At 46.2% G+C, this 25340-nt stretch carries 29 protein-coding genes and 1 tRNA gene; 14 read left to right on the top strand and 16 right to left on the bottom strand.

Annotated features, from left to right (window positions below; all coding sequences use genetic code 11):
- Positions 1-56 precede the first annotated feature (56 nt).
- A complete protein-coding gene (locus KOG47_RS12660) occupies positions 57-1262 on the bottom strand; it encodes an LCP family protein (protein ID WP_251131871.1) in 1206 nt (401 codons plus the stop codon).
- Positions 1263-1458: 196 nt separating this feature from the next.
- Between KOG47_RS12660 and KOG47_RS12655 the strand changes: the two genes are divergently transcribed.
- The gene (locus KOG47_RS12655) at positions 1459-2373 is read left to right on the top strand and encodes a hypothetical protein (protein ID WP_159563538.1); all 915 of its coding nucleotides are present in this window, start codon (positions 1459-1461) and stop codon (positions 2371-2373) included.
- 178 nt (positions 2374-2551) lie between these two features.
- Here the strand turns inward: KOG47_RS12655 and KOG47_RS12650 are convergent, their stop codons facing one another.
- Positions 2552-2779 (bottom strand): hypothetical protein, encoded by a 228-nt coding sequence (locus KOG47_RS12650; RefSeq protein WP_031421006.1) that lies wholly within the window; start codon positions 2777-2779, stop codon positions 2552-2554.
- Between the two features lie 271 nt (positions 2780-3050).
- Here KOG47_RS12650 and KOG47_RS12645 point away from each other — a divergent pair, with 271 nt between their 5' ends.
- Positions 3051-3923: a hypothetical protein gene (locus KOG47_RS12645; RefSeq protein WP_215244340.1), complete on the top strand. Its 873-nt coding sequence runs from the start codon at positions 3051-3053 to the stop codon at positions 3921-3923.
- 65 nt (positions 3924-3988) lie between these two features.
- Here KOG47_RS12645 and KOG47_RS12640 read toward each other — a convergent pair whose 3' ends face one another.
- Entirely contained in the window at positions 3989-4360 is a 372-nt protein-coding gene (locus KOG47_RS12640; RefSeq protein WP_074037773.1) for a hypothetical protein, read from the bottom strand.
- Between the two features lie 102 nt (positions 4361-4462).
- Here KOG47_RS12640 and mce point away from each other — a divergent pair, with 102 nt between their 5' ends.
- Positions 4463-4876 (top strand): methylmalonyl-CoA epimerase, encoded by a 414-nt coding sequence (gene mce, locus KOG47_RS12635; protein WP_251125330.1) that lies wholly within the window; start codon positions 4463-4465, stop codon positions 4874-4876.
- An 11-nt stretch (positions 4877-4887) separates the two neighbouring features.
- Here mce and KOG47_RS12630 read toward each other — a convergent pair whose 3' ends face one another.
- Entirely contained in the window at positions 4888-5934 is a 1047-nt protein-coding gene (locus KOG47_RS12630; protein ID WP_214691466.1) for an NAD(P)/FAD-dependent oxidoreductase, read from the bottom strand.
- Positions 5935-6102: 168 nt separating this feature from the next.
- On the opposite strand from KOG47_RS12630, the gene KOG47_RS12625 reads away from it, so the two are divergent.
- On the top strand, positions 6103-6657 hold the full coding sequence (locus KOG47_RS12625) for a methyltransferase family protein (protein WP_074037776.1): 555 nt from the start codon (positions 6103-6105) through the stop codon (positions 6655-6657).
- 36 nt (positions 6658-6693) lie between these two features.
- On the opposite strand, the gene KOG47_RS12620 is transcribed toward KOG47_RS12625, so the two are convergent.
- Entirely contained in the window at positions 6694-7503 is an 810-nt protein-coding gene (locus KOG47_RS12620) for a DUF368 domain-containing protein (protein ID WP_015880783.1), read from the bottom strand.
- Positions 7504-7576: 73 nt separating this feature from the next.
- Positions 7577-8152 (bottom strand): GNAT family N-acetyltransferase, encoded by a 576-nt coding sequence (locus KOG47_RS12615; RefSeq protein WP_214731636.1) that lies wholly within the window; start codon positions 8150-8152, stop codon positions 7577-7579.
- A 100-nt stretch (positions 8153-8252) separates the two neighbouring features.
- On the opposite strand from KOG47_RS12615, the gene KOG47_RS12610 reads away from it, so the two are divergent.
- Positions 8253-9002, top strand: a complete 750-nt coding sequence (locus KOG47_RS12610; RefSeq protein WP_078146308.1) for a sugar nucleotide-binding protein — start codon at positions 8253-8255, stop codon at positions 9000-9002.
- Positions 9003-9040: 38 nt separating this feature from the next.
- On the opposite strand, the gene KOG47_RS12605 is transcribed toward KOG47_RS12610, so the two are convergent.
- A complete protein-coding gene (locus KOG47_RS12605; protein ID WP_215244339.1) occupies positions 9041-10282 on the bottom strand; it encodes a cytochrome P450 in 1242 nt (413 codons plus the stop codon).
- 87 nt (positions 10283-10369) lie between these two features.
- Between KOG47_RS12605 and KOG47_RS12600 the strand changes: the two genes are divergently transcribed.
- A complete protein-coding gene (locus KOG47_RS12600; protein WP_159563530.1) occupies positions 10370-10735 on the top strand; it encodes a potassium channel family protein in 366 nt (121 codons plus the stop codon).
- 17 nt (positions 10736-10752) lie between these two features.
- On the opposite strand, the gene KOG47_RS12595 is transcribed toward KOG47_RS12600, so the two are convergent.
- A complete protein-coding gene (locus KOG47_RS12595; RefSeq protein ID WP_074037781.1) occupies positions 10753-12105 on the bottom strand; it encodes an alanine/glycine:cation symporter family protein in 1353 nt (450 codons plus the stop codon).
- Positions 12106-12234: 129 nt separating this feature from the next.
- On the bottom strand, positions 12235-12504 hold the full coding sequence (gene yidD / locus KOG47_RS12590) for a membrane protein insertion efficiency factor YidD (RefSeq protein WP_215244338.1): 270 nt from the start codon (positions 12502-12504) through the stop codon (positions 12235-12237).
- 192 nt (positions 12505-12696) lie between these two features.
- On the opposite strand from yidD, the gene KOG47_RS12585 reads away from it, so the two are divergent.
- The 4 genes from KOG47_RS12585 (at position 12697) to KOG47_RS12570 (ending at position 16072) form a co-directional block, all read left to right on the top strand.
- Positions 12697-13485: a pyrroline-5-carboxylate reductase family protein gene (locus KOG47_RS12585; RefSeq protein WP_074037973.1), complete on the top strand. Its 789-nt coding sequence runs from the start codon at positions 12697-12699 to the stop codon at positions 13483-13485.
- 147 nt (positions 13486-13632) lie between these two features.
- On the top strand, positions 13633-13869 hold the full coding sequence (locus tag KOG47_RS12580) for a FeoA family protein (RefSeq protein ID WP_034771241.1): 237 nt from the start codon (positions 13633-13635) through the stop codon (positions 13867-13869).
- On the top strand, positions 13866-15842 hold the full coding sequence (gene feoB / locus KOG47_RS12575) for a ferrous iron transport protein B (RefSeq protein ID WP_215244337.1): 1977 nt from the start codon (positions 13866-13868) through the stop codon (positions 15840-15842). Before KOG47_RS12580 ends, feoB begins: the two co-directional genes overlap by 4 nt.
- 11 nt (positions 15843-15853) lie before the next feature.
- Positions 15854-16072 carry a FeoB-associated Cys-rich membrane protein gene (locus tag KOG47_RS12570; RefSeq protein ID WP_035387786.1) on the top strand — a complete coding sequence of 73 codons (219 nt, stop codon included), beginning with the start codon at positions 15854-15856 and terminating at the stop codon, positions 16070-16072.
- Positions 16073-16093: 21 nt separating this feature from the next.
- Here the strand turns inward: KOG47_RS12570 and KOG47_RS12565 are convergent, their stop codons facing one another.
- The 6 genes from KOG47_RS12565 to KOG47_RS12540 form a co-directional block, all read right to left on the bottom strand.
- On the bottom strand, positions 16094-16789 hold the full coding sequence (locus KOG47_RS12565; protein ID WP_159563526.1) for a DUF554 domain-containing protein: 696 nt from the start codon (positions 16787-16789) through the stop codon (positions 16094-16096).
- A 149-nt stretch (positions 16790-16938) separates the two neighbouring features.
- Positions 16939-17011, bottom strand: a tRNA-Val gene (locus KOG47_RS12560).
- 86 nt (positions 17012-17097) lie between these two features.
- Positions 17098-17655, bottom strand: coding sequence for a GNAT family N-acetyltransferase (locus tag KOG47_RS12555; protein ID WP_084543120.1), 558 nt, complete (start codon positions 17653-17655; stop codon positions 17098-17100).
- 72 nt (positions 17656-17727) lie between these two features.
- Entirely contained in the window at positions 17728-18042 is a 315-nt protein-coding gene (locus tag KOG47_RS12550; RefSeq protein WP_159563525.1) for a DMT family transporter, read from the bottom strand.
- Positions 18039-18383, bottom strand: coding sequence for a DMT family transporter (locus KOG47_RS12545; protein WP_074037785.1), 345 nt, complete (start codon positions 18381-18383; stop codon positions 18039-18041). The genes KOG47_RS12550 and KOG47_RS12545 overlap by 4 nt, the downstream gene beginning before the upstream one ends.
- On the bottom strand, positions 18376-18957 hold the full coding sequence (locus KOG47_RS12540) for a TetR/AcrR family transcriptional regulator (protein ID WP_074037786.1): 582 nt from the start codon (positions 18955-18957) through the stop codon (positions 18376-18378). Before KOG47_RS12540 ends, KOG47_RS12545 begins: the two co-directional genes overlap by 8 nt.
- 114 nt (positions 18958-19071) lie before the next feature.
- Between KOG47_RS12540 and KOG47_RS12535 the strand changes: the two genes are divergently transcribed.
- Positions 19072-19854 carry an alpha/beta hydrolase gene (locus tag KOG47_RS12535; RefSeq protein ID WP_159563522.1) on the top strand — a complete coding sequence of 261 codons (783 nt, stop codon included), beginning with the start codon at positions 19072-19074 and terminating at the stop codon, positions 19852-19854.
- Between the two features lie 40 nt (positions 19855-19894).
- Here KOG47_RS12535 and KOG47_RS12530 read toward each other — a convergent pair whose 3' ends face one another.
- On the bottom strand, positions 19895-21133 hold the full coding sequence (locus KOG47_RS12530; RefSeq protein ID WP_015880769.1) for an aminopeptidase: 1239 nt from the start codon (positions 21131-21133) through the stop codon (positions 19895-19897).
- A gap of 112 nt (positions 21134-21245) precedes the next feature.
- Here KOG47_RS12530 and KOG47_RS12525 point away from each other — a divergent pair, with 112 nt between their 5' ends.
- From KOG47_RS12525 to KOG47_RS12515, 3 genes are all read left to right on the top strand, one after another.
- Entirely contained in the window at positions 21246-21653 is a 408-nt protein-coding gene (locus tag KOG47_RS12525) for a YkvA family protein (RefSeq protein WP_074037788.1), read from the top strand.
- 77 nt (positions 21654-21730) lie between these two features.
- A complete protein-coding gene (locus KOG47_RS12520; protein WP_015880767.1) occupies positions 21731-22597 on the top strand; it encodes a YitT family protein in 867 nt (288 codons plus the stop codon).
- Positions 22598-22711: 114 nt separating this feature from the next.
- Positions 22712-25318 carry a putative bifunctional diguanylate cyclase/phosphodiesterase gene (locus KOG47_RS12515; protein ID WP_215244336.1) on the top strand — a complete coding sequence of 869 codons (2607 nt, stop codon included), beginning with the start codon at positions 22712-22714 and terminating at the stop codon, positions 25316-25318.
- Positions 25319-25340: the final 22 nt, after the last annotated feature.

Below are 25340 nucleotides of genomic sequence, written 5' to 3'. Positions count from 1 at the left end.
TAGTTCATTTGTTTAAATTTCCTCTTTCAAGTCAGAATCAAACCCTTTTCTTAAAATTATCTGACAGTACCCCAGACAGATAAATCAAGGGCGTCTCGAATCGCCTGCACGCTCTCTTCTAACGGTTCATAGTAATACACGTTATTGATATAAGCATCTTGACCCTCGACTTGCATCTTATTCACCTCAGGATTCGAAATCATCGTCAATCCGACAGATGCCATTTGCAAGACGTTCATCTCAAGTCCCATTTCTTCTTTCATGAAGCGATACGTCGCCGGAATTTTTGTCCATCCTGAAGGACTTGCCAGTTTTTCAGCGACAGCTGTCATGACCTCCGTTTGACGATTCGAACGTGCTCCATCCGTATCCGATTTACGATGTCTCGCATACGCCAATGCCATGTCTCCATCCATCGCATAGGAAACACCTTCCGTATACTCATACGTCTGGTTGAACCCTTTCTCGCTAAACGAATGCGTTGCCGTGACATTTACCCCACCAATCAAATCAATCAATTCCATGAATGATTCGAACGTGATGACGACCTGTCCATCGACCGAGGCGTCGGTCAGCCCTTCCACGGCACCAATCGTACACTCTGCACCTCCGAACGCGAACGCATGCGTGATTTTATCACCTTCCCGTTCAGGCTCACATGGAATCGCTGTATACGTATCACGTGGAATCGATACATTCTGAACAGTACCAGAGCGTGGTACGAATTCCATCAACTGCAAGGAGTCCGTACGAGATCCCGACAACGATTCTCCTACTCGCGCATCGCTCCCCATAATGAGGAATGTAAATGGAGCAGTCGCAAAATATCCAACAATCAGTAGCATTGCAAGTAAGAAAAGGGCAGCTTTCCCCTTCCATTTACGCTTTCGTTTCGATGGTTGTTTAGACGAATGATCTATTTCTCGTTTAGCAGGGGTAGATGGTGTTGATGGTGTTGATGGTTTCGTCGTCTGTCGAGATTTTGGTCGAGATGATTTCCGTTTCGAAAATAATGAAACCCGGGGCAGTCGTTTCCGACTTGACTTTGCCGTCCCATTTTTCGTCCTTGGCGATTCTTGGGTTTGTTCATTTAAAAAGGGATGTTCTGATTGGCGTGTTACCCGTTCACGCTGTTGTTCAGATTGTGCACGTATAGAGGGCTCGTCCGTTTCACCGTGGTCCACACGAGACGATTCGATTTCTTGATGTTCTAATTCGCGCTTTCTACGTTCGACACGCGATAAATGTTGTTCATCTTTCATCATTATGATCCTCAACTTTATCAATTTTTCTCTATTATCCCGAACCAGCCATCATCTGACAACGTTTCTTACGAAAATCCGTCTTAAGCATGAGAGCGAATGGTTGTTTCAGATGAAAAGCGGGAAAGGAATAATAATTGGTTTCTGCCCAAATCGAGATTGCCTACGAAAAGTTTGACTGAAAGGAGGAGAGCTGATGCGCATCGGAAAGTTACGCGTATTGTTAGAGCAGTATGGCGAGGCGACGTTACGCGATTTGCTCGTCGAAATGTACCGTCATACTCCTAAAGATGTGATTGATGATCAAGATTTTGATTTTATGATCAGCCAATTCACGCGCTATAAAGAGAAAAAAAATTCTGAAGAGCGACATTCGCTCTCGCAAACCATCACCTTGGCTGAACGGTTTGTTGATTCTGCGTACGAACATTTGTACATTCGTCCGAATCAAGTCATGTCAGAACGCGACCAAAAAAATTGGTACATTCATGCTAAAAAAATCATTCGCGATTTAGCGCATTACGCCGAGGAATACACAGAAGCACGTACGATGTATGAAGAAATGTTTTACCTCCTCTCTACATCGGCTGGCGAAGAACCGCTCTTCTCTACAAGTGACCCGTTTCGCCTTTTAAAAATTTCACAAGTCACCATGCTCAAGCAACTCATTCACTACTATCAGCTCGATGCCCCGATTGATACCGTTTGGATTGACCGCGCCCTATACACCGCACTCCACGTGCCAAAAGATGTTGATTCTACACGAATTGATTTACTCTCAACGCTACCCATCGAACACAGTCATGCCAATACAAGAAAACTCCTTCACTCCCGTCTCTTAAAACTTTGCGATCGGATGTTAGAGAAGTCCCAAACAGAGGATACCGCGCTCGAAAACTATCAAGCGCTTAAAATGTTAGAACTCCGCCTTCTCGTCGCTGAAGGGAATTTGAAAGAAGCGGAACAAAAATTGTTCTCTGAATATATCCCGTTCTTTTCTCATCGCTCCGAACCATTTCGGGTATATGTCGACTTTTTAGAGAGTCACGGACACACTAGTGAGACGAAGCGCTTAAAACGAATTGCTAAAGAAAAGCGAATCCGATTTTAAAAAAAGGGAGTCAATCGATAGGATCGATTGACTCCAATACATGATATGAACGAGGGGTGTTCATTTGAAAAGGAGGACAGAAAGTTGGTGCAGAACTTTCTTCCTACACATATAAGTATAAGGGAACGATTGTAACCGTTACCAAATCACTTATTGCATTTTTGTGAACGTTTTCACGTTATTCAATCGTGTTCATCATGCCAAGTCCGATGACAGATAACAACACAATTAATACGAACAAATACACCATTTCATTCGGCGATTGAAATCCTTCATGAATTTCTACATCTTCTTCGACAATGATATTTTCATGAATGACGACCGGTTCTGTCTCGGCCATGGCTGCAGACGGTGTTACCGTCAACCAAAGCACAGAAACCAGAATCAGTTGATAAATGTATTTCATCATATACTCCTACTCCGTGTTTTCATTGTGTTTAAGTATAGCACGTCTCATCCGTTCGTTGCGCTGACATTTGATGAATCTCACAGATGAACGATGAAAGGAAATCCATTTCATTGTATTGGACGGATATGTTCTATTTTACTCGAACCTTTTTCTTACGTAATTGATTTTTTCTCGAGTCAGGTTTCATCATTCTGCCACACCCCACGATACAAGATAGCGCTTACAATTTATTTGTACTTATCATTTGATAAAGAAAGAAGGATTCTTCGTGAAACGAGCGCTACGTTTTGTAGAATGCAGGCAATTACCGTTACATGAGCGTATTTCCATTCAGTCGCTATATCCTTTAAGCAAGGCCCCTTTGCTTCTCTCCCTTCCCTCGCATCATCACGTCTACGTCGCACTCAATCGAGATACCCCACTCGCTTCAATCGTCGCAAACGACGAACAGCTTGAAACGGATCATGCCATCCGCCTCTCTCAAGCCACATATGGTGATCGTCACGTCTTTCGCGGACTACTTCATCGTTTGATCTATGAACGAAGTCGAGAAACAAAGTACCCGATTACGTACTATCTTCAGGAAGAGGATTCTCATAATCAAGACAAGCATCGAATATATGAAGCAGCAGGGTTTCAAGTATTTCATCAAACCAAAACGTATCATCTACCATTCATCCCTTGCGAGAAAGCAACCCATACCAATTGGACACTCGAATTGGTGGACTATTCAAGAAGAGCAGATTGGCTCACATTTCGAAATGAACATTGTCATCTCCTTCCGGGTACCATTTCGATGACAGATGAACAATTCGCACGAGAAGTTCGCCAGCAAACATTGTTCTATTCCGTGAAGTGGAACCGACAAGTGATTGGAATCATGAAAGTACGCTTACATATGTACCATATTTCAATACAAGAGATGCACGTTGACTGTGACGAGACTTTATTGCGGGAAGCTATTTCATTCCTTCAACAAAAATTTTTCTACATGTTCCGATACATTGAAGAGGCACATATTTCAGCAACAAGTTTGCAACCTGATTTGAGTTATACACTTCGTCGTCACGGCGCCCAAATCTCGAGTATTTGTCGTTATACGTACATGCTACAGGCACCACCGACCCCGATTTATTCCTAAACAATCAAAAGACGTCGAGCAAACCAACTCTTTCTCAAAGGAAAAAGTTGTTCATTCGACGTCTTTTATTCTGCAGCAGTAGTCGACTCCATCGCTAGAGGCGGCATCGCTTCAAACAGTTCTGTCCGAAGCCCCGTATCTCTCAAATCGAGCGATTCAATCCGATCGAACTTAATTTTGCGATCGACGACATTGAACCAATACGTAATATTTGGTTCATCTTTAAAACGAATCGCATAATTCGACCCATTTAAATGAAAGTCGACCTCGGTAGACAGCAACTCGGTCGGACCAATTTGTTTATGGGTCGTTAATCGTTCAAGGACAACCTGTTCTTCATTGATGCGATAGTCGACAAACGTCGCAAGCGAGAGTCCAAACACAAATGATACAAAGGCGAAAGTGCCCACCAAACCCATCGTGATTTTTCCGTTCATTTCGCTGTCCCTCCCTCTCCTATTATATCGGATAGGCTTGAAACGTTGTGAAGTGACATTTTGTTCAACTTTAGGCAAACTGAAGCAGAAGGAGGAATTTACATGCATATCGATCATACTGGGATTGCCGTTCGAGACTTAGATGAGGCGATCACATTTTACACGACGGTCTTAGGAGGAAAACTCGTGGACCGCTATACGAACACGACCACCGGGGTCGAGACCGAATTGGCCGTCATTCATATTGGAGAGGATGTCATCGAATTGTTGCGTCCGACTAGTAAGACGAGTCCGATTGCCCGGTTCATGAAAGCTCGAGGGAAGGGTGTTCATCATATCGCCTATCGTGTCGACGATTTGGACGAAGCGATGGCCGCTCACAAACAAAATGGCATCACCTTTTTAGAAGACACACTGCGTACGACCGCGAAAGGTAGACGCTTAATCTACATGGACCCGCGTCATTCAGGCGGTGTGATTACCGAGCTTTGTGATTATCCTAGAGAAAAGCAGTAAGAGTGATTCTCTTACTGCTTCATCATGGTTTCTTCTATGATTTGACGATTCTTCTCTTTTAACCGTTCATTATGAGAGGACACCATTGCGGTAGCATTCGCATTCGGGTCAATGTATGTTTTGGCCCGGTTCACCGCATTCGCAGCATCTTGAAACGCTCCAGCGATGAGATGTACTTTCCCTTCATGCGTGAGAATATCACCGGCAGCGTACAATCCCGGTATGGATGACTCGCTACCTGAATTCCCTCTCACATAAAACCCATCCTTCATCTCGACCTGCAATTCGCTGTTCCGAAGCAACTCCGCGTCTTGTTCATATCCGTGATTGATGACCACTTCATCGACCTCGATTACGCTCGTCTCTCCTGTTTCGACATGAGTCAAAAGAACTTGTTGAATCGATTTCCCATCGTGAGAAATCAAATCCGTCACTTTTGATCGTGGGCAACAGTCGACTCGACCCTGTTTAATTTTTTCAACTTGTGCTTCATGTCCACTAAGTTCTTCTTTTCGATACGTCAGCACGACCTGCTCTGCAATCGGCTCGAGCGCATTCGCCCAATCGACTGCACTATTGCCGCCACCCGATATCAAGACGCGCTTTCCTTTAAAGCGTTCAAGTGATTTAACCGTGTAATGGAGGTTCGACAATTCGAACCGCTCCGCTCCGCTCACTTCAACCTTATGCGGTTTGAGGATCCCACTTCCTGTCGCAACGATGACGGTTTTGGAAATATGATGACCGTTCGTCGTGTCGATCCCGAACAAATCGTCTGAACGCTTAGAGATCGACTCCACCTTCTCGCCAAGAAGGACCGTCGGAGAGAAGGTGAGACCTTGCTCGACGAGTTGGTCGATCAGTTTTGCCCCAGTCGTCGGTAGGAGACCACCTACATCCCAAACCATTTTCTCTGGATAGACATGTACTTTCCCGCCTAAAAAAGGTTGAAATTCGATAATTTTCGTCTTCATACCTCGTAAACCGCTGTAAAAAGCGGCATACAATCCAGCCGGTCCCCCACCGATAATCGTCACGTCGAATACTTCCTCGTTCATCGTCGCACCCTTCCTCTCTATATACGTAAAAATGATAATCATTCTCATTAGATGATAACCTGTTTTGGTCACTTTGACAATTTTTTTCGAATATCGCCCTGATGGATTTGGTTTTTCTTATGCGTAGGTCGGGTAATGAAACATGAATCAAAAGGGAGGATGTGCGTGATGAATTGGATGGATGTCCTATTAATCGTCGTATCATTTTTTTGGCTAGTTGAGACGTGGCGATTTCGTAACCGAAAAGAGGCAACAGACGGGGCTGTCGAGCGGAAGAGCTTTTACTTTGTAGCGACGACGATGATTGGCGTCTTCGTGTTGTCTATGATCTCTTCGCTTGTTTTCGAATCACAGCCTTCGACAGTTCAACGAATCATCGGACTTACTTTTTACATAGCCGGCGTGTCGTTACGTTATTGGGGGATTTTACACTTACGTCATCAATTCACACGACATGTCGTCGTCCGACCGGAAGACGAACTCGTCAGCTCGGGACCGTATCGTTACTTACGCCACCCTCTTTACACAGGGTTGTTATTGATTACGTTCGGATTCTCGCTATACTTTATTCATTGGGGAATCGCCTTGATTGGTGCGGGTCTCACCTCGCTTGCATTACTGTACCGCATTCGAATCGAGGAAGGTATGCTCATTCGCCATTTCGGTCAGTCTTACCAATCCTGGTCGAAGACGCGCAAGCGCCTCTTCCCCTTCATCTATTAAAAAGGAGTCCGGCTCATCGCTGGACTCCTTTTTCATTTAGACAGAATATTTGCTGAGTAATCGGACGACGATGACCCCCGCGATGAATGCGACGATACTGAGTATCCACATGACTCCGGAAGCTGGTACACCCGGAAACACGACGGCGAGTGAGCCAATGACCAATCCGATGATGACGGAGAACGTCATTCCCGGAAAATTCGCCAACAAGTAACGAATGACTTTACTACTTACAATAAAGCCGACGGCCACTCCAGCACCGACAATCCCAATAATCAACAGATTGAAGTTTGAGATGGCGCTGATGACGGTTGGATAAACGCCAATTAACAACAAGACGAATGAACCGCTAATTCCAGGAAGCAACATCGCCATGCTGCCCAACCAACCGGAGAAGAATAAGAGAAGTGCCGTCCCGAACGTCACGTCCGTCATAATAGACGAATCAACCGGATTCAAGAATGCCATACTCGCAACGAGTATCGTTGCGACAACCATAGCAATAACATGAACCGGACGAATCGATGCGCGTGATTTAAATTCCACGAATAGAAGTGGAATAATCCCTAAAATCAATCCGATAAAGAAAAATTGTGTCGGTGCATAATACTCCAGCAATAAGTATTCAATAACTCGACTCAGTGCGATAATGGCTGTCCCCATTCCAATTGCCAATGGAATCAAGAACCCGATATATTTTTTCCAATATCGGCTAAATACGCCGCTAATCGCTTCGATGAGTTGATCGTAGATGCCTAAAATGACTGCAATGGTACCGCCGCTTACACCAGGGATTAAATCACTCGTCCCCATGGCCATCCCTCGCCAAATGTTCTTCCACTCCATAATGTATCTCCTTTACGTATATCTTTCCTCAAGCACTTAGTATAGTCGAGAAAAGAAATTTGCGCATCCGCTTTTAGACTGAGAAAGGAGTCGAATTGATTTCTTTGATCATATAGTCAAATCTCGCCCCAGAAATGTTGATTTCTTTTTCCTTATGGAAGCCGAGACGTGTGTATAAGCGATGTGCCGCAGGATTTTCTTGATCCACGTTCAATGTGACGGCGGGCACACCGCGTTCTTTCGCAACGAGACAAACGTGTTCGATTAACTTCGTCCCGATTCCACGACCTCCATACGCTTCTGCGACAGCCAGTGAATCAATGTATTGGACATAACCTTCCGTTTCAACGTCCACCTCTTCTCCACTTCCATGCACCGTCAACCATTCTCGAATCGGTCGATCCAATTCTTCTGCCTTATCCCCACGATACGAGATGATCATTCCGGCAACTTCTCCTTCAAAATCCGCCACCCAGATGTTTTCGTGACTCAAGCGGTTATTTGGTTTCTCTACCCACATCGCTAGTCGCTCCAATACCTCAGTCGTATCCGTTGATGCTGTCAATGTGTACGCAATCTCATGGATCGCTTGATACATGAGTGGTGCAATTTGTTTACTATCTTGTTTGGTTGCTTGTCGAATATTCATGATTGATCCCTCCATCATCCAGTCTAGCATAGCCCGGCACATCGGTTGTTTGTCCACACTCGTTTTGTGGCATCATATAGAGTGAAAGGGGCGAATCGAAATGAAAGCTATTCTTACAGGAATGAACGGTACAGTGGCACCCGTTGTTGCCGAAACGTTACAGCGCCACGGAATTGAAGGGATTGCGTGGAATCGCGAGCAAGTGTCCACGACAAACGAAGAGGAAATGCGAGAATTCATCGAGCGCATCCGACCGAACTACTTTTTACATATCGGTATGGGCGCGGTGGAGTGGGCCGAGACGCTCGCTCGTTTATGTGGTGAGGCGAAAATCCCTTTCCTGTTCACGAGCACGGTTTCAATTTTTTCAGATGAAGTGACCGGACCGATTTCCCCAGATACGCTACCAGATGCCGAGGATGACTATGGAAAGTATAAGCGTGAGTGCGAACGTGCGATTATGAACGCCAATCCTGGTGCTCAAATCGTTCGTCTCGGATGGCAAATCGGGGATGAGGCCGGATCGAATAATATGATGGACTATTTTACGAACGAGATGAAGCAACGAGGGGTAATCCAAGCGAGTGAGCATTGGTATCCATCATGTTCATTTTTAGCAGACACGGCAGACGCGCTATTTGAAATTTTGACTAAACGTGGACCGGGCATCTATCAGTTAAACGGAAATGCGAACTATTCCCTATACGACATCGCCGTCGGACTAAAAGAGCTTCATGACACCGACTGGCAGATTGAATGTACCGATGAACCGAAACGGGATAATCGAATGATCGATTCATCGGTCTCGATTCGTCCCATCTCCAAACGCCTAAATTTGCAAACGAAGTAAATTCAAAGTCGCCTACTCCCATCGAGTAGGCGACTTTTTTATTGGTTTCGAGTTAGATGAGTCAATCGCAATTTACTTTTCGGCAGACTCGGCATGTCTACAAAACTATAGCTCAAGTCTTGAGGCGGGACCGTGTAGGCGTATTCCTTAGTAAACAACTCAATGACTTGTGCAAGAATTGCAATGGTCACATGTTCACCGGCACATCGATGTCCAAAATCTACATCTCCCCCACCTTGCGGAATAAAGTTAAACGGACTCTCGTTCCAATCTTTGAAACGAGAGGGATCGAATCGATCCGGCTCCGTCCAAATAGAGGAGTCATGATTCGTACCGTACAAATCAAGAAGCGTCAGCGTCCCTTCCGAAAATGCATAGCCGTCCCATTCAAAATCGGTTTTGACACGAGCTGCCGCTACAGGGAAAAATGGATAAAACCGTCTCACTTCCTGGACAAATTCTGTTTTCGAGACCTCTCCCCGCTCTACCTGCTCTTTTACATCCGGGAACTGATGTAAAGCTAAGACAGTGAAGAGGACATACACCGAGATTGCGACAGTCGGGCGTAAAATGTTCAATACTTCGACCGCCACGACGTCTTCAGGTAATAACTCTCCGGATTCATCCCGGTGCCACGAAAATTCGTACAGCGCCGTATGTTCGTTCGGCAATAATCGATTCGACCGCACTTCTTTTACCATCTGACGAATCCAGGCTTCAGCGGAACTTCGTGCCTTCCGACCTTGTAAATACGTGGGACCAAGAGACGTACCCGATTCAAATAATAACCTCATCTCTTCAGTGCGCTTCCCAACTTCTTCTTTCGCAAGTGGAACTCCCGACCATTCACATACGGCCTTCATCAACACTTGTTGCGCAATATCGTATAAGACGACCTCCTCTCCCATTCGTTCAATCTGGTTCCACTCTCGATATGTCAAGCGGAGCAATCGATCTATATTTTCTTTTGTCATCAATGACATGAACATATGTTTTCGATGCGTATGAGCCGCACCATCTAGTGTTTGGACCCCATCTTCTCCAAACAAGGTTTTCAATAGACGTTTTGGCGCCGCATTCTGACGCATGAATTTGTCTGCATCATAGAACACCTCGGCAGCCTCTTCGCCCCCAAGACAAATCACGCGCTCCCCGAGCAAACGTGTTTCAAAGATATTTGATTGAAAACTTTTGCGACGATTCGCAACAAATAGATATCCTTCCCGTAAAAAATCGACACTATGGTCGAGTCCTTCTTGTTTCGGTATGACTTTCCCCATCCAACTCACCCTTTCTCTTTTCTCGAACTATAAAGGATGTTCCCCCGTTTTTAGCGAACAAACCTAATATCGAAAGGAGCGAGTGACATGTTGCCGTTCTTACTGACATTGCGTCGAATTGTACGCGGAATCTGGCGTGGCCTCCGCGAACCTGAGTTCCAAGTCTTATTCAGTCTTGCCTTTCTCACTGTCCTATCCGGTACACTTTTTTACACACGGTTCGAGGAGATGCGTTGGTTGGACGCACTTTACTTCAGTGTCATCACCCTGACTACCATCGGATATGGTGATTTTGCCCCTCAGACCGACATCGGAAAAATATTCACAATCGGATATGTATTGACTGGGGTGGGCATCATGGTTGGCTTTATCACAAAAGTGTTTGATCATTTACAAAAAGCACGACTCGATGAATTAGAAGCAAAACAAAAGACGCCACCCTCTGATTCATAAGGATGGCGTCCTTTCGTTTAGGAAACTTTTCGATTTTCAATTTCAAGCTGTTGGTTGAAACGCTTCGTCTCGGCAATGACAACACCCGACAAGAACAAGAGACCAATCAAGTTCGGGATGGCCATTAAGCCGTTGAAGACATCCGATAACGCCCATACCAAGTTCAAGTTCGTCGTCATGGCACCGAGTCCCGCGACGAGTACAAAAGCAATCCGATAGGGAAGAATCGACTTTTGTCCGAACAAGTAATGGATGGAGCGTTCGCCGTAATACGACCAACCGAGCACGGTCGAATAGGCGAACAAAACGAGCCCGATTGTGACAATATAACCGCCGGCTGGTCCGAGGAACAGTTCAAATGTAGCTGAAGTCAATTCGACCCCTTCAAGTCCTGTCCCGATTTGACCACCCATGACGAGTGTCAATCCTGTCACCGAACAGACGACAAGCGTGTCCAAGAAGACTTGAGTCATCGAGACGAGCGCCTGACGACCCGGCATATCTGTTTTCGCTGCCGCTGCTGCGATCGGAGCAGAGCCAAGACCTGCTTCGTTCGAGAAGACACCACGTGCCACCCCGTATCGAATGGCAGCTCCGATGGCCCCTCCACCGATTGCTTCTGCACTGAACGTACTGCTGAAGATGAGTGCGAACGCATCCGGAATCAGCGAGTAATTCATCACCATAATTAAAAGACCGCTACCTAAGTAGAAGGCAATCATGACGGGGACGAAGTAACTGACTACTTTCCCGATGGAACGCACGCCTCCGAGAATGACCGCTCCTGTAAAAATCATAATGAGAATCCCTGATATGTATAGTGGTACGTCAAACGTTGTTTTGAGCGCAAGCGCGACCGAGTTCGTTTGGACCCCGTTTCCAATACCGAACGCCGCAATCGATGCGAATGCAGCAAATGCTACCGCTAACCATCGTTGATTCAACCCTCGTTCTAGATAGTACATCGGTCCACCAGCCATTTGACCGCGCTCATCAGTGACCCGATACTTCACGGCAAGAACTGCCTCTGCGTATTTCGTTGCCATCCCAAAGAAACCGGACACCCACATCCATACGATGGCTCCCGGTCCTCCTAATACGACCGCTGTCGACACCCCGACGATATTCCCCGTACCGACGGTCGCCGCCAGAGCAGTCATGAGCGCCTGGAAGTGACTGATGTCCCCTTTAGAGGATTGATCCTGATTTTTCGAAAACGCCAATTTCAACGCATACGGTAATTTGGTGATTTGAATCCCACCTAGACGCACCGTCAAGTAAATGCCTGTCCCCACAAGCAAAATCAAGAGCGGTGGTCCCCATACAAAGTTGGATGCCGTACTCACCCATTCACTAAATGATTGCCCCATACAAAGTATCCCCTTCCCCCGAAAAATAGTGTACACCTCTATTTTTTCAGAATACTTAGAACAATGCAAAAGTATTGTACTAAAACAACTGATTCATTGTTTGTTCTGTACAAAAACAGCGAGACGAACTCAATCGTCTCGCTGTGACTCAGGTTTCTCTCGTTGTAAAGGCGCTTTCCAATTAAATGTATCCGGAACATAATCGAGCCCGCCTGGATGAAACGGCTGGCAGCGAATGAGTCGGCGAGCGGTTAAATAACTGCCTTTGACAGCCCCATGTTTTTCGATTGCTTCGATTCCGTAGTGCGAACAGCTCGGATAAAATCGGCACGTTGGCGGCTTTAATGGTGAAATAAAACGCTGGTAACCTTGAATCCCTTTTACTAGTACACGTTTCACACGATTTCGCCTCACTCTTTTGAATTAGTGCCATCATAGCGCGATTTGAAACGTTTGTCATGTTCGTCGATTCCTATGTCAAATCGTTTTCCATCTCTTTACAAATGAGCAGGATGGGCGATATTCGAGTGTATGTTTGTTATGATAGTCAACATAACTATTGACCGAATCGAAAAGAAGAGGTGACGAATGATGAATCAATTACTAATGGTCGGTGCTGGATCGATGAGTGAGGCGCTCGTTCGCGGGTGGATCGACTCGGGCATCGAACCGACACACATCACAATGACAAACCGAAGTGACCGGGAGCGCTTACTCTTCCTACAAGATGAACTCGGCGTTCAAATTGTTGAGGACGAAAACGTTAACGACTATGACATCGTCGTATTAGCGATGCAACCTGATGGCGTCATCCCGTACGTAGAATCAAAAGAATGGAAGACCCCACTACTCGTCTCAGTCGCTGCACATATCGAACCGAGCCAATTAGAAGAGGCTTCAGGGCTACCAGCTGTTTGCGCCATGCCGAACACGCCTGTCGCCCATCGGAACGGGATGACGGGGCTATGGTTTGGTCCAGAAACAGATGAGGCAGTCCGTGAGAAAGCGACTTCTCTCTTTGAACGGGTCGGTCGAACGGCCGTCACCGATGCGAAAACGATGTCCGCCTTTATGGCCGCTGCAGGGTGCAGTCCTGCCTTTTTCTATGAAATCGTAGGTGCGATGACGCCCGTCCTAACGGATGTCGGTTACGATGAACAGACAGCGCGTCAAATTGTCGCCCAAGCGATGAAAGGCTCCGCTGAGTTACTGTCTCATGAAACACGTGAGACGAATGAACTGATTGCCGATGTGGCCGCTCCAGGCGGACCGACCGACCGTGGTGTCGGCGTGCTTCGTGAACGGAATCTTGCTGACGTGATGGCTTCAGCCTTGCGCGAAAGTGCCAAAGAAGATCATGAGTCGATTGAAGAAGTGTAAACGATACTCGTTTACACTTCTTTTTATGTTCACTCGACCTTACTATTTATTATTTATAACTTTTTATATGATCAATATTTCACTTTCTCTTTCGACATGATAAGATAGCGAATGAGAATCGTTATCAAAAGATGGGGAAGGTTACTTATGAGTCTATTACGACATGTCGCGTTGAATCAAACCGTCATTTTATCTGATTTGACTAAAATTGATGATCGCTTGCGCCGACGAATGATTTCTCTTGGTTTTTACGAGGGATGCTCGGTTCGTGTGAAGCGCAGAGCTATTTTTTCAGGACCGCTCACCATTGAACAAGTGGATCATCAACAAATTATCGCCATCCGAAGATCAGATGCCGAAAAAATCGGAGTGATTGTACCATGAGCCAACGGATCGCATTGATTGGCAATCCAAATACAGGCAAAACTTCATTGTTTAATCGATTAACAGGTTCATTCGCACATGTGGGCAACTGGGCCGGTGTCACAGTCGAACAAAAAATCGGTCAGTTACATGGGAAAGTCGGACAATTAATTGATTTACCCGGTGTCTATGACTTAGACCCGCTCTCGGCAGATGAAGCGATTGTCTCCCGTTTCTTACTGCATGAACCATTTGACGGGATGATCAATATTGTCGATGCTTCACAATTAGAACGTAACTTACAACTTACTTTGCAACTTCTAGAGATGGGACGACCGCTTCAAATCGGTTTAAACATGGTCGACGTCGCAGAAAGTCGTGGAATGCATGTTAATCTCGACAAATTAAAAACGCTCCTCCAAGTAGATGTCTTCCCGATCACCGCACGAACAGGTTATGGTTGTGACGTCTTGCTCTCATCGATTCAAATGGAGAAGCGTCAACCTTTCGAATTAAACTATGGTCCAGAGACCGAAGAAGCGATTACACGCATTCTTCGTTTAACTGGTCTATCGAGAACGGATCGCTGGATTACAATTCAATATTTAGCAGGCAACCGGATTGTCGTCGACCATTTAGAAGCATCATCTCCAGAGATTGTTGCCGTCCGAAAAGAACTGGAAACGGCTATAGGGCGTTTTGCACACGCACACATCACTGAGCGTCGTCGCGATTGGGCGAAACAGATTCGACACCAGGTCATTGAAAATCACAATGCACAGGACGTGACGATGACAGATCGCATCGATGCGGTTGTGACGCATCCTATCTTAGGTTTACCCATCTTCTTCGGGGTACTCTATGCGCTATTCCACGTGACATTTAATTGGGTTGGTGCACCTCTTTCCGATTTATTAGACGGACTATTGTCTGGTCCGATCACATCAGGAACGGTTTGGATGTTAGATGCTGTAGGTGCTTCTCCATTCATTAAAGCACTTCTCGTAGACGGTGTCATCGCAGGTGTCGGTGGCGTATTGGTTTTTGTTCCGCAAATCTTTGTCCTCTTTTTCTTTATCTCATTTTTAGAGGACTCCGGATATATGGCGCGAGTCGCCATCGTGATGGATCGTTTCATGCAACTCGTCGGATTGAATGGAAAAAGCTTTATCCCGATGATTATCGGATTCGGATGTAACGTTCCTGGAATCATGGCCGCTCGAACGGTCGAAGAGGAGCGCGAACGTCTAGTCACCATCTTCATCTCACCATTCATGTCATGTTCGGCCCGGCTTCCGATTTACGCTGTGTTTGCGGCGAGTTTCTTCTCTACTCATCAAGCACTCGTTGTCCTCTCGCTCTATATGTTGGGAATTTTCCTTGCCTTGATTGCCGCGAAAATCTTTACGAAGGCATTGGCCTCTGAAGATCAGACGAGCTTATTCATCGTCGAACAACCTCCATACCGCGTTCCCCAAGGACTTACCTTATGGCGTAGCACTTGGCAAAAAGCTAAAGGATTCGTTCGAAAAGCCGGTACATTTATTTTTGGTGGCTCTGTGTTCATCTGGCTACTCGCCTATTCAGGTCCAAGCGGCTTTGATGTACCGATGAATGACAGTTTCTTGGCGATGATTGGTGGTATGATTGCCACATTACTCGTCCCACTCGGATTCGGTACTTGGCAAGCCGGTGCCTCGCTCATCACCGGATTCTTAGCAAAAGAAGTGGTCGTGTCTACGATGGCAATCATCTATGCGGTCGGCGAATCAGATTTATCGGAGTCGCTATTACCAATCTTCACCCCACTCAGCGCGTATAGCTTCATGGCCTTCGTTTTACTTTATGTCCCTTGTTTGGCGACAGTCGCTGTCATCCGGCGAGAAGTGGGTAGTGCCAAGTTGACATGGTTCGCCAGTTTATACGGTTTAGGTGTCGCTTATGTGGTGTCTCTTGTCATTTATCAAGTCGGTCGCTTATTCGGATTTGCGTAAGGAGGAATACCATGTCATTCTTTGACCTACTCATCGGATTCATTGTTTTTGGATATGCCGCATTTTCTCTTTACCGCTACACACGTAAAGCAAAAGGCGGGAAATGTGCAACATGTGAAATTGAACCTACCTGTACAGCGGCGTGCGATGCAGCCGATTGGGATAAAATCATTGCGGAAGCTCTACGAAAAGAGCCTTCCACAATGAATGCAACCACGAAAAAAGACTGAATCGAATTCAGTCTTTTTTCTTTACAGCATATGTATAACCGTGACAATCATCGCGACCACTAAAATCCCCGGTAATAAATTGGCCACACGAATTTTTGTGATTCCAACCAAGTTCAGACCAATCGCCACAATCATGACCCCACCGGTCGCGGTCATCTCTAAAATAAAACTGTCCATGAGCGATTCCGGTATGAATTTCATGATTTGAATGGCGAGTAATGCGATTCCGCCCTGATACAGTAACACTGGAACTGCTGAAAACATGACCCCAATCCCAAGTGTCGAACTTAACACGAGGGCCGTAAAACCATCAATCAACCCTTTCGTGTACAACACGTCATGATCACCACGCAACCCGCTATCGAGCGCCCCGATAATGGCCATCGCCCCGATCACGAAAATGAGTGTGGCCGTTACGAATCCTTCCGCTACACTCGATTGACTTCCAAGTCGCCGTTCAAGTCGATAACCGACTTCATTTAATAATTCATCTAACTTCCACCACTCCCCGAGCGCTGACCCGACGACGAGACTTCCGATGACAATCAAGAAGTTCTCACTCTTCATCCCCATTTGAATCCCAAGCAAGATGACCGCAAGCCCGATTGCCGCAGTCACCGTCTCCTTCATACGCTCCGGAATGCGGTGAAATAAGAGACCTAGCAATGCCCCGATGACAATCAATGCGGCATTGACGAGTGTACCCGTTAGCACCATGTTGCATTCCCCGTTTCATTATGTATTGAAAGGAATATACCAATTGCTTTCGTGCCATGTCAATATACAAAAAAAGAGCCACTTCTCGCAAGAAGTGGCTTCGCGGAAACCCATGTTCCGGTGGGTTTCTCGAGGGTTTGGCACCCAAGTGATTCTGACTGGGCTCGAACCAGCGACCTCTACCCTGTCAAGGTAGCGCTCTCCCAGCTGAGCTACAGAATCAGGTCGTGTCCTCTCTTAAGGACACTATTAATATATCAAGAAACTATTGAGTTGGCAACAACTTTTTTTATTTTTTTAGAGACTTTTTATCGTGTCATTTGTTGACGGTCGATATGTCGACATAACCGCTCCAAGTCACCCGCATAAACGGAGACGAGCATATCCTTGTACAGTGTATCTCGATCCCAGTGAAGACCATTCGCTTTGGCGACACGTTGAGATGGAACGTTGTCCGGATGAATCAGAGAAATAATCTCCTTCTCGCCCTCTGAAAAAGCATGCTGCATCAGACGCGCGGCGGCTTCTCGACCATATCCCATGTGCCAATGCTTCGGTGACAACCAATATCCGACTTCCAACTCGATTTTGCCGTCCAATTCATGCAATAGCGTACCTGCGTGACCAATCGGTTCATCACTTTCAAATGTCATGAGCTTCAGGAGACCCGTTTGGCGTCCTGTCTCATAGCGGGCCAATTGACGTTCAAACCATTCAATCGTCTGTTCGTCTGTATACGGTCTCCCATCCGGACTGATGAAGCGCATCACCCGTGGATCTTGGAGAAGCGATTTGACAAAATAGAAATCAGAAAGCGTATACGGTTCAAACCGCAAACGTTCGGATTGCAACTCGACAAGATGCATCGTTTTCCGCCCCCTTTTTTTCATCACATAATCTGAAGTAATAAATTCCCGTTTTCAGCACATTTCAATCCTTTACGAGACAATTTTTAAACCGATTACACTACTAATAATCATCAACAAAAAGAAGATACGCCAACGATTTTTCGATTCGTTCAAATAGAGCATCCCTAAAATGACACCGCCGGCCGCGCCGATGCCTACCCAGATGGAATAGGCAAGACTAAGAGGAATGACCTCAAGTGATTTTGATAACCAATAGAAGCTGAGCGCAAACGATAAAATTGATGCAATCGACCACTTTAAAATCTGGTATCCTTTCGATTTCCCCATAAAGAAAACGGCTGTCATTTCAGCAATTCCCGCTCCAATCAGATAAACCCAACTCATGCTTCTTCCCCTCCTGTCACTTGCTTCAATCCGATGATGCCGATAATCAACGTCGCCACAAGTATTAGTTTCCATCCACTAAGCCCCTCGTCAAACAAGAAGGCGCCAACTATGACTGTGCCGACCGCACCGATTCCTGTAAAAACAGCGTACCCCGTACCGGCAGGCAGCGTCCGAAACGCTTTCGCCAATAATCCGAAACTGAGAATCAATAACACGATTGTCCACAATGTCGGACCTAGAATCGTGAAGCCTTCAGACAACTTCATCGTGGTCGCCCAGACGATTTCGAGTAGTCCTGCAAACAGGAGGGAGATCCATGCACTCTTCTCTTTACTCATCCCAACCCACTCCTTTCTTGAAAATTCGAAACGCAGCTTGTTGTCTCATATTCCGATCCTCTTCAAATGTGAATAACGATAGTAAGGCGCCATCTAAAAAGCAATAGTAGGCAGCATATAGTTCATCGAGCGATTGTACCGGTAAATCGCCACGTTCCATCGCCAGTCGAAATTGCTCTTTCTCAAATCGTTTTAACTTGGTTTCGACCGTACCGATGACTTCCTCGATATACTCTCGAAACTCCGGAGGAGGTACTAGTAACATTCGTTTCGTCAACATCCAAGTCTCATGATCACTAAAGAATGACGTGAGTGTGTTGACAATCGAATCGATTCGTTCTAAAGGTGGTCGTCCAGCCGTATCGTCACAAGTTGTCTGCCATACTTCTTCGTAACGATTCGCCATATCTGACACGACTTGTTTGAACAGTTGTTCCTTCCCATCGATATGGGCATATAAAGAAGCCTTGCGAATCCCTACATCTTCCGCTACTGCCGCTAGTGACAACCCTTCGTAACCATCCCGTGCGAAGCGTGTTCGAGCAGACTGCATGATTTTATCTTTTGTATTCACGTCATTCACTCTCCTTGCCTTATACATTACCTAACGAACGGTAGGTAGTCAAGTCAGGTCATTGTATTTTGGTTCATGATTCTCCACAATACAAGTAGAAAGAGGTGACGAAAGATGATTGAACAATTGAACGTGTCGATTCCGACGGAGAAGGTACGTGGTCAAAAGCGGATTGTCCGCGTATTTCGACCAGACTGGGTCGACGTCAGCACCCCGCTTCCCGTCCTGTATATGCATGATGGACAAAATGTGTTTTCTGGAAACACTGCTACATATGGAGAAGGTTGGGAAATCGATCGTTGCATCGACCTGCTACGACTCCCGCTCATGGTCGTCGCCATCGCGAGCGCCCCGAACTGGCTGGACCGTTATGATGAGTATTCATATGAGGAAGATGAGATGCTGTATCGACGGATCGGACCCGAATTGGCAAGAACTCGTCCAACACTCGGTGGCCAAGGCCGTATGTATACAGATTGGCTCATGAACGAATTAAAACCACGAATTGACAGCGAGTACGCTACTGACCCAGAAGATGTCGGGGTCATGGGGAGCTCGATGGGAGGTGTCATCTCTCTATACATGATGGCGACCTATCCTTCTATTCGACGAGTTGGTTCCCTCTCCACTGCGGCATGGGCCAATCTTGATCCATTGATCCGAGAAATGAAACATGCTGAGTTCGCCGGTAAACTATATATGGACATTGGCACAAATGAAGAGAGCGGGCCTATCACTCCAAGCGACTACCTATTCACGAATGCGAAACTGATTGACGTCATCGCGCAGAAAGGAATCGCCTTCCGATATGAGGTCGAACCAAATGCGATTCACAACGAATCGGCCTGGCGTCGCCGCTTGCCTCACGCACTGCGCTATCTATACGATTGCACGTAAAAAGAGCGAATTCCGTAACTTTCGGAATTCGCTCTTTTGTTTAGATGACCCAGTTCCCGTCACGCATGATTGCTTCACGCGTCCCGTCTTCCCGTTCACCATCGATATTCATTTCGGCTGACCCGATCATGAAGTCAACGTGTGTCATCGAGTCGTTCGCCCCGTTCGCCGCGAGCTCTTCTTGTGACATCGAAGGACCCCCTTCGAGACATGTCGAGTACGCACGTCCGAGCGCCAAGTGACACGATGCATTCTCATCAAACAACGTGTTATAGAAGAGAAGACCAGAGTTCGAGATTGGAGAATCATCCGGAACGAGCGCTACTTCACCGATACGACGCGCACCCTCATCCATATTCAACAATTCATCAAGAGCCGCTTGCCCTTTTTTCGCCTCCGCTTTGACGACTTTCCCACCTTCAAACCAAAGAGTGAACTCATCAATCAAGTTCCCGCTGTAGCTGAGTGGTTTTGTACTCGATACGTGACCTTCCACAGAATCTTTATCTGCGAGCGTGAAGACCTCTTCCGTAGGCATGTTTGCGATAAAGTCGATGCCATCGACGTTCGGGCCGCCACCGCCAAGGAAGACGTGTTTTTTCGGAAGTCCGATCGTCAGTTCCGTACCTGGCGCTTTGTAATGAAGCTTCGCATATTTCTTCTCTGTCAACAGCTTCGCACGGCTACGGAGTGATTGATCGTGTGTATCCCATGCCGCGACGACATCTTCTTGATCCATCCGCGTTGCTGCGAAGATGGCTTGCCATAATGCTGCAACCGCATCATCACGTCCCGGGAATACTTTTTGTGCCCACGCTTCTGACGCACCTGCGACGATTGACCAGCTCACATTGTCGCTCATCACATATTGACGCCACTTCGCAAGCGCTTGTCCTGCTGCACGGTTTGCATCCGAAATGCGTGACGATTCCACACCATTCAATGCATCCGGGTCATCACTGACGATTGACAAGAATGCCGTCTTCTCTTCAGCCAATTGCTCAAAACGAGCCTTCAACCAATCTGGAAACTCTTTGAACGAATCCGCTGGTGCATTGAAATAACGGATCTTCCCTGTTTCTTCGTCGCTCCAGTTGACGAACACTTGCTTCGCTCCGGCCGCATAAGCAGCCTTCACCACGTGACGGACGAGTGGTGCCTGACTGATGTCAGCACGTACTTCTAATTGTTGACCAGGTTGAATGTTCACACCTTTTTTCACAGCTAATTCTGCATAGCGTGCGAAATCTGCCTCTGTCGGCATCGAAATCTTAGACATATGTATCGTTCCTCCTTTTCAGTTATCTTTATTTTCTTAAATTTCAGGAAAAGTTGCAACCAATGCGCAAAAACGGGCATATTAGTAGATGAAGAAAGAAGGAGGAATCCAAATGGCAGATTGGAAAACAACATACACACATTTTTTAAAACAAGCGAAAGAAGACATCCGCGACCGAGAACAATTGGGCGACTTGCTCGTTCAAGGTGAACGCGCACTCGCAAAAGTCACAGTCGATGTGGCATCCAATGAAATCAGTAACATCGAGCGTGAAGAAGAACTGACACTTTACTTCCAGATGAAACAAATGCTGAATATGTTACGCGCGCTTTACAATGAACAATTTGAGATGCAACCCGATAAACAAGAGGAACTTGTTGCGGCCATCCTATACTTCGTCTCCCCATTCGATGCGATTCCAGACGATGTCCCACTCGGACTTTTTGATGATGCTCAAGTCATCGATTACGTACATGAGCAATTAGCGAGTGATATCGATCGATTCCATAATGACATGTGAGACTTGAAATGACGTAAAAGTAGCAGTACGCTTGCAGAAGACTTACAAAAAGGAGGCGTCAGGCCTAGCCATTATCTATGTATGCAAAATCTCGAAAACGGGTTGCCCTTGAAACGGTACTGTTCATCATTGCCGGGACAATCCTTCAGTCTGTCTTTGTCAGCTTACTGCTCAAACCAAATGAAATCGGTTCTGGGGGAATCGTCGGAATCACGTTGATTACGAATGAACTGTTTGGAACTCCCATCGGTTTGACACAGCTCGTGCTTAATATCCCACTCTTTTTATTGGGACTAAAATATTTGGGACGTCGATTTATCTTGATGACAGGAATTGTCGTCGTACTTTCCTCTATCCTCATCGATAGTTTGCCAGTCTTGATTCCCCCGACCCCACTCGATGATCCGCTCGTCGCTTCGGTGTTCAGCGGAATCGTTTCAGGGCTTGGACTCGCACTTCTCCTCTTTGCAGGAGCTTCCACCGGTGGACTCGACATTCTAGGGAAAGTCATCTATATGAATAATCGAAACTTGTCGTTGCCTAAAATCTTTCTGACACAAGACATCATCGTCTATGTGTTGGTCTTCATCGTCTTTGACATCAAAGCTGTCATGTACGCGCTTGTGTTAAGCTTCGTCAGATCCCGTACGTTGCTTACGATTCATAAATTCTTCGCTGCCCAAAAGCAATGCTTCATCATTTGTCAAAAAGCAGACGAAATCAATTTGGTCATCAAGCAGAATTTGAAACGGGGCGTCACCATCATGGATGCGACAGGCGGATATTCGAACGATTCGAAAAAAATGCTGTACGTCGTCGTCCAGAACAATGAAATCCCACGCCTTCGTCAAATCGTGTCTGAAATCGATTCTGAGGCGTTTGTCACTGTGTCTGAAATCGATTCAGTCGTCGGAAACTTTAAAGAACACTCCTATACACTGTAAATCTAAAATTTTCGACAACAATATAGATTGTTGTCGATTTTTTTGTGTAATCTTCGTTCTCCTGTTCCGATAATAAATAAGAGCCCCATACATATAAAGAAGGAGGTGCATGAGTTGTCTGTTTACTCGTTGCGCCAATACGTTCCGGCGATTCTCATCGGAACTTTTTCTACCGGACTTTTATTTTTATTTTTGACCCCGCACGACTTACTACAGATCACGTTGTTCATCTATTATCTCGTCATATCAGGGGCAGCGATTGGCTTTAGCGGAGTAGCTATCTTTAAACATAGAGGTATGCGGCGTTTTATCCATATTTTGATTAGTGCAGGAAATGTATGCTTCACGCTGTACTTACTGATGCACTATTATTCAATCAACGACAATATGCAGTCCTTGTTGTTCCTCCAAAATTTCTTTTATTTAATCATGGCTTTAATCGTCATCACGCAATCGATTGAGTTTCGTACTTTGAAACTACGCACGTTCGATTTATTCGCCCTGTTCAGTTTCCTTTTGATTGGTGGTCTTCATATTTGGTTCTTTTCAACGCAAGACGTCTCACTCGTGTCACAGTTGAGCGGATTCGAAGAGCAAATGTTACTCATTAGCCTCTATATGATGCTCGCATTCCTCTACTTAAATCGAGTCGTCTCAGCCGGTCAACAGTTCCGGATTTTATTGCTCGTCGGAATTCTTGGATTCACGATTGCTTCGATTGCAAACACGTTGGTTGTCTTTTCCGGAATTACACATGAATTGATTCATCTGTTGCAAGTCAGTAGTATATTGACCATCTCGATTAGCTACTGGGTCGATGATGTATCGGAAGATGCACTTGCCTACGATTCCATTGTCGATTATGTGCTGTATAGTGTGGTCGTCATGATGTTTTTACTCGCTTCCGATCGCCTTCTTGGAACATCCGTAATGGACTCGATGATCGCAAATGCTGTTCTCTTGTTGCTCATTCGTCAGTTTGTCGTCTCCAAACAGAACGCACTCATCAGTCATCGTTTGCATTCCGTCAACACAGATTTGGAAGTTGCCGTGTCGACCAAGGCACATGAATTAGAAATCCGTGAACAGCAATACCGTTCGCTTTTTGCCTACCATTCAGAACCGATTTTCTTATTCGACTTGCATGGCGAAGTGTTATCTGTCAACGAGGCCGGCAGCTCTATCTTAGGACTGACAACCGAAACACTACTCGGCTCGAACATCTTAGACATCATTGAATCGAAAGACCGTGCACCTTATACCATCATTCTTCAAGAGTTGACGAACGGTCGTCCCCGAACAATCGATGTGCGTGTGATGACCGACGAAGGGGAAACACGCGTCTGGCAATTGGTCAACGTCCCAATGATCATCGAGGGAGAAGTCGAGGGCATCTACGCTATCGCTAAAGACATCACCCAGATGATCGAGCAACAAGAACAAATTCTGTATCAAGCTAAATTCGATAGTTTGACCGGTCTTCATAACCGCTACGCACTTCAAGAGCAAATCGAACGCTTGATCGAGGAAGGGCGTACGTTCACATTGATGTTTTCCGATTTGGATGGATTTAAAGAAATCAATGATCAATTCGGTCATCATATGGGTGACCAGTTATTACAACATATCGGAAAACGGCTGCGGACTGCACTCTTGCCGAACGAATATGCCGGGCGACTCGGGGGCGATGAGTTTATCGTCGTCGCGGAACATGGAGACGATGAGATGTTGACGGAACGATTGCGGCGGCTTGTCTATCGTCCCCCGTATTATATGGCCGGGACACTCGTCGAAGTCCATGCCTCGATCGGGATTGTCCGCTTCCCGGAGCATGGGAAAAAATTAAAGCACTTGCTCTCGAATGCCGATTTGGCGATGTATCGCGCGAAAGACAAAGGTCGTGACGAAACCGTCATGTTCGAACCAGAGTTACGGGAGGACAAAGAAGAGCGGAAAGTGTTGATGGAAGGGCTTGAAACCGCACTTGAAAAAGGCGAGATTTCCCTTTTCCTTCAGCCTCAAGTGGATGCCTCGACGAAAGCAATCATCGGAGCAGAGGCGCTCATGCGCTGGCAACATAACGGTGCGTTCATTCCACCAAGCCAGTTCATTCCGATTGCTGAAGAAACGGGACATATTCAGGATTTAGGTCGTTGGATGATTCATGAGACATTCCAATTGATTCACGTATTTGAACAAGGCGACATCCATTTACCGAAACTATCGGTCAACTTATCCGTCCGTCAGTTGTTTGATGAACACTTGATCGATTACTTGAAAACATTGTTCGAGCGGTTCCCGATTGAACCGTCACGCCTTAATTTTGAGTTGACAGAAACCGTGGCCGCACATCATTCGGATCGTGTATTAAATCGCATTTTAGAGTTAAAAGCACTCGGCATCAAGCTGTCTATCGATGATTTCGGGACAGGGTACAGTTCACTCGCATACCTCGTCCGTTATCCAATCGATGAACTGAAAATTCCTCGTGAGTTCACGATGCAGCTTGAAGAGAATCGCGAATATCAAATGGTCACGACGACCATTGTCGCCATGGCACGCCAACTCGGTATGGCACTCGTTGCCGAAGGCGTCGAAACCGAGTACCAGGAGACGTTCCTTCGTAAAATCGGTTGTGACTCCATGCAAGGATATCGCTATGCGAAACCGATGCCGCTCGATGAATTTGTCATTTACTACATGAAACACACAACGCCTTGAACCGGTTATTCGGTTCAAGGCG

The sequence above is a fragment of the Exiguobacterium sp. s121 genome, from assembly GCF_018617245.1.
Classification (GTDB): Bacteria; Bacillota; Bacilli; order Exiguobacteriales; family Exiguobacteriaceae; genus Exiguobacterium; species Exiguobacterium profundum.
This window is presented reverse-complemented; position numbering and strand designations above follow the sequence as displayed.

Excerpts from the sequence above, each read along its gene's own strand:
- KOG47_RS12660 (WP_251131871.1), bottom strand. The coding sequence starts at position 1,262 with ATGAAAGATGAACAACATTTATCGCGTGTCGAACGTAGAAAGCGCGAA.
- KOG47_RS12655 (WP_159563538.1), top strand. The coding sequence starts at position 1,459 with ATGCGCATCGGAAAGTTACGCGTATTGTTAGAGCAGTATGGCGAGGCG.
- KOG47_RS12650 (WP_031421006.1), bottom strand. The coding sequence starts at position 2,779 with ATGAAATACATTTATCAACTGATTCTGGTTTCTGTGCTTTGGTTGACG.
- KOG47_RS12640 (WP_074037773.1), bottom strand. The coding sequence starts at position 4,360 with ATGAACGGAAAAATCACGATGGGTTTGGTGGGCACTTTCGCCTTTGTA.
- mce (WP_251125330.1), top strand. The coding sequence starts at position 4,463 with ATGCATATCGATCATACTGGGATTGCCGTTCGAGACTTAGATGAGGCG.
- KOG47_RS12630 (WP_214691466.1), bottom strand. The coding sequence starts at position 5,934 with ATGAACGAGGAAGTATTCGACGTGACGATTATCGGTGGGGGACCGGCT.
- KOG47_RS12625 (WP_074037776.1), top strand. The coding sequence starts at position 6,103 with ATGAATTGGATGGATGTCCTATTAATCGTCGTATCATTTTTTTGGCTA.
- KOG47_RS12620 (WP_015880783.1), bottom strand. The coding sequence starts at position 7,503 with ATGGAGTGGAAGAACATTTGGCGAGGGATGGCCATGGGGACGAGTGAT.
- KOG47_RS12615 (WP_214731636.1), bottom strand. The coding sequence starts at position 8,152 with ATGAATATTCGACAAGCAACCAAACAAGATAGTAAACAAATTGCACCA.
- KOG47_RS12610 (WP_078146308.1), top strand. The coding sequence starts at position 8,253 with ATGAAAGCTATTCTTACAGGAATGAACGGTACAGTGGCACCCGTTGTT.
- KOG47_RS12605 (WP_215244339.1), bottom strand. The coding sequence starts at position 10,282 with ATGGGGAAAGTCATACCGAAACAAGAAGGACTCGACCATAGTGTCGAT.
- KOG47_RS12600 (WP_159563530.1), top strand. The coding sequence starts at position 10,370 with ATGTTGCCGTTCTTACTGACATTGCGTCGAATTGTACGCGGAATCTGG.
- KOG47_RS12595 (WP_074037781.1), bottom strand. The coding sequence starts at position 12,105 with ATGGGGCAATCATTTAGTGAATGGGTGAGTACGGCATCCAACTTTGTA.
- KOG47_RS12585 (WP_074037973.1), top strand. The coding sequence starts at position 12,697 with ATGAATCAATTACTAATGGTCGGTGCTGGATCGATGAGTGAGGCGCTC.
- KOG47_RS12580 (WP_034771241.1), top strand. The coding sequence starts at position 13,633 with ATGAGTCTATTACGACATGTCGCGTTGAATCAAACCGTCATTTTATCT.
- feoB (WP_215244337.1), top strand. The coding sequence starts at position 13,866 with ATGAGCCAACGGATCGCATTGATTGGCAATCCAAATACAGGCAAAACT.
- KOG47_RS12570 (WP_035387786.1), top strand. The coding sequence starts at position 15,854 with ATGTCATTCTTTGACCTACTCATCGGATTCATTGTTTTTGGATATGCC.
- KOG47_RS12565 (WP_159563526.1), bottom strand. The coding sequence starts at position 16,789 with ATGGTGCTAACGGGTACACTCGTCAATGCCGCATTGATTGTCATCGGG.
- KOG47_RS12555 (WP_084543120.1), bottom strand. The coding sequence starts at position 17,655 with ATGCATCTTGTCGAGTTGCAATCCGAACGTTTGCGGTTTGAACCGTAT.
- KOG47_RS12550 (WP_159563525.1), bottom strand. The coding sequence starts at position 18,042 with ATGAGTTGGGTTTATCTGATTGGAGCGGGAATTGCTGAAATGACAGCC.
- KOG47_RS12545 (WP_074037785.1), bottom strand. The coding sequence starts at position 18,383 with ATGAGTAAAGAGAAGAGTGCATGGATCTCCCTCCTGTTTGCAGGACTA.
- KOG47_RS12535 (WP_159563522.1), top strand. The coding sequence starts at position 19,072 with ATGATTGAACAATTGAACGTGTCGATTCCGACGGAGAAGGTACGTGGT.
- KOG47_RS12530 (WP_015880769.1), bottom strand. The coding sequence starts at position 21,133 with ATGTCTAAGATTTCGATGCCGACAGAGGCAGATTTCGCACGCTATGCA.
- KOG47_RS12525 (WP_074037788.1), top strand. The coding sequence starts at position 21,246 with ATGGCAGATTGGAAAACAACATACACACATTTTTTAAAACAAGCGAAA.
- KOG47_RS12520 (WP_015880767.1), top strand. The coding sequence starts at position 21,731 with ATGTATGCAAAATCTCGAAAACGGGTTGCCCTTGAAACGGTACTGTTC.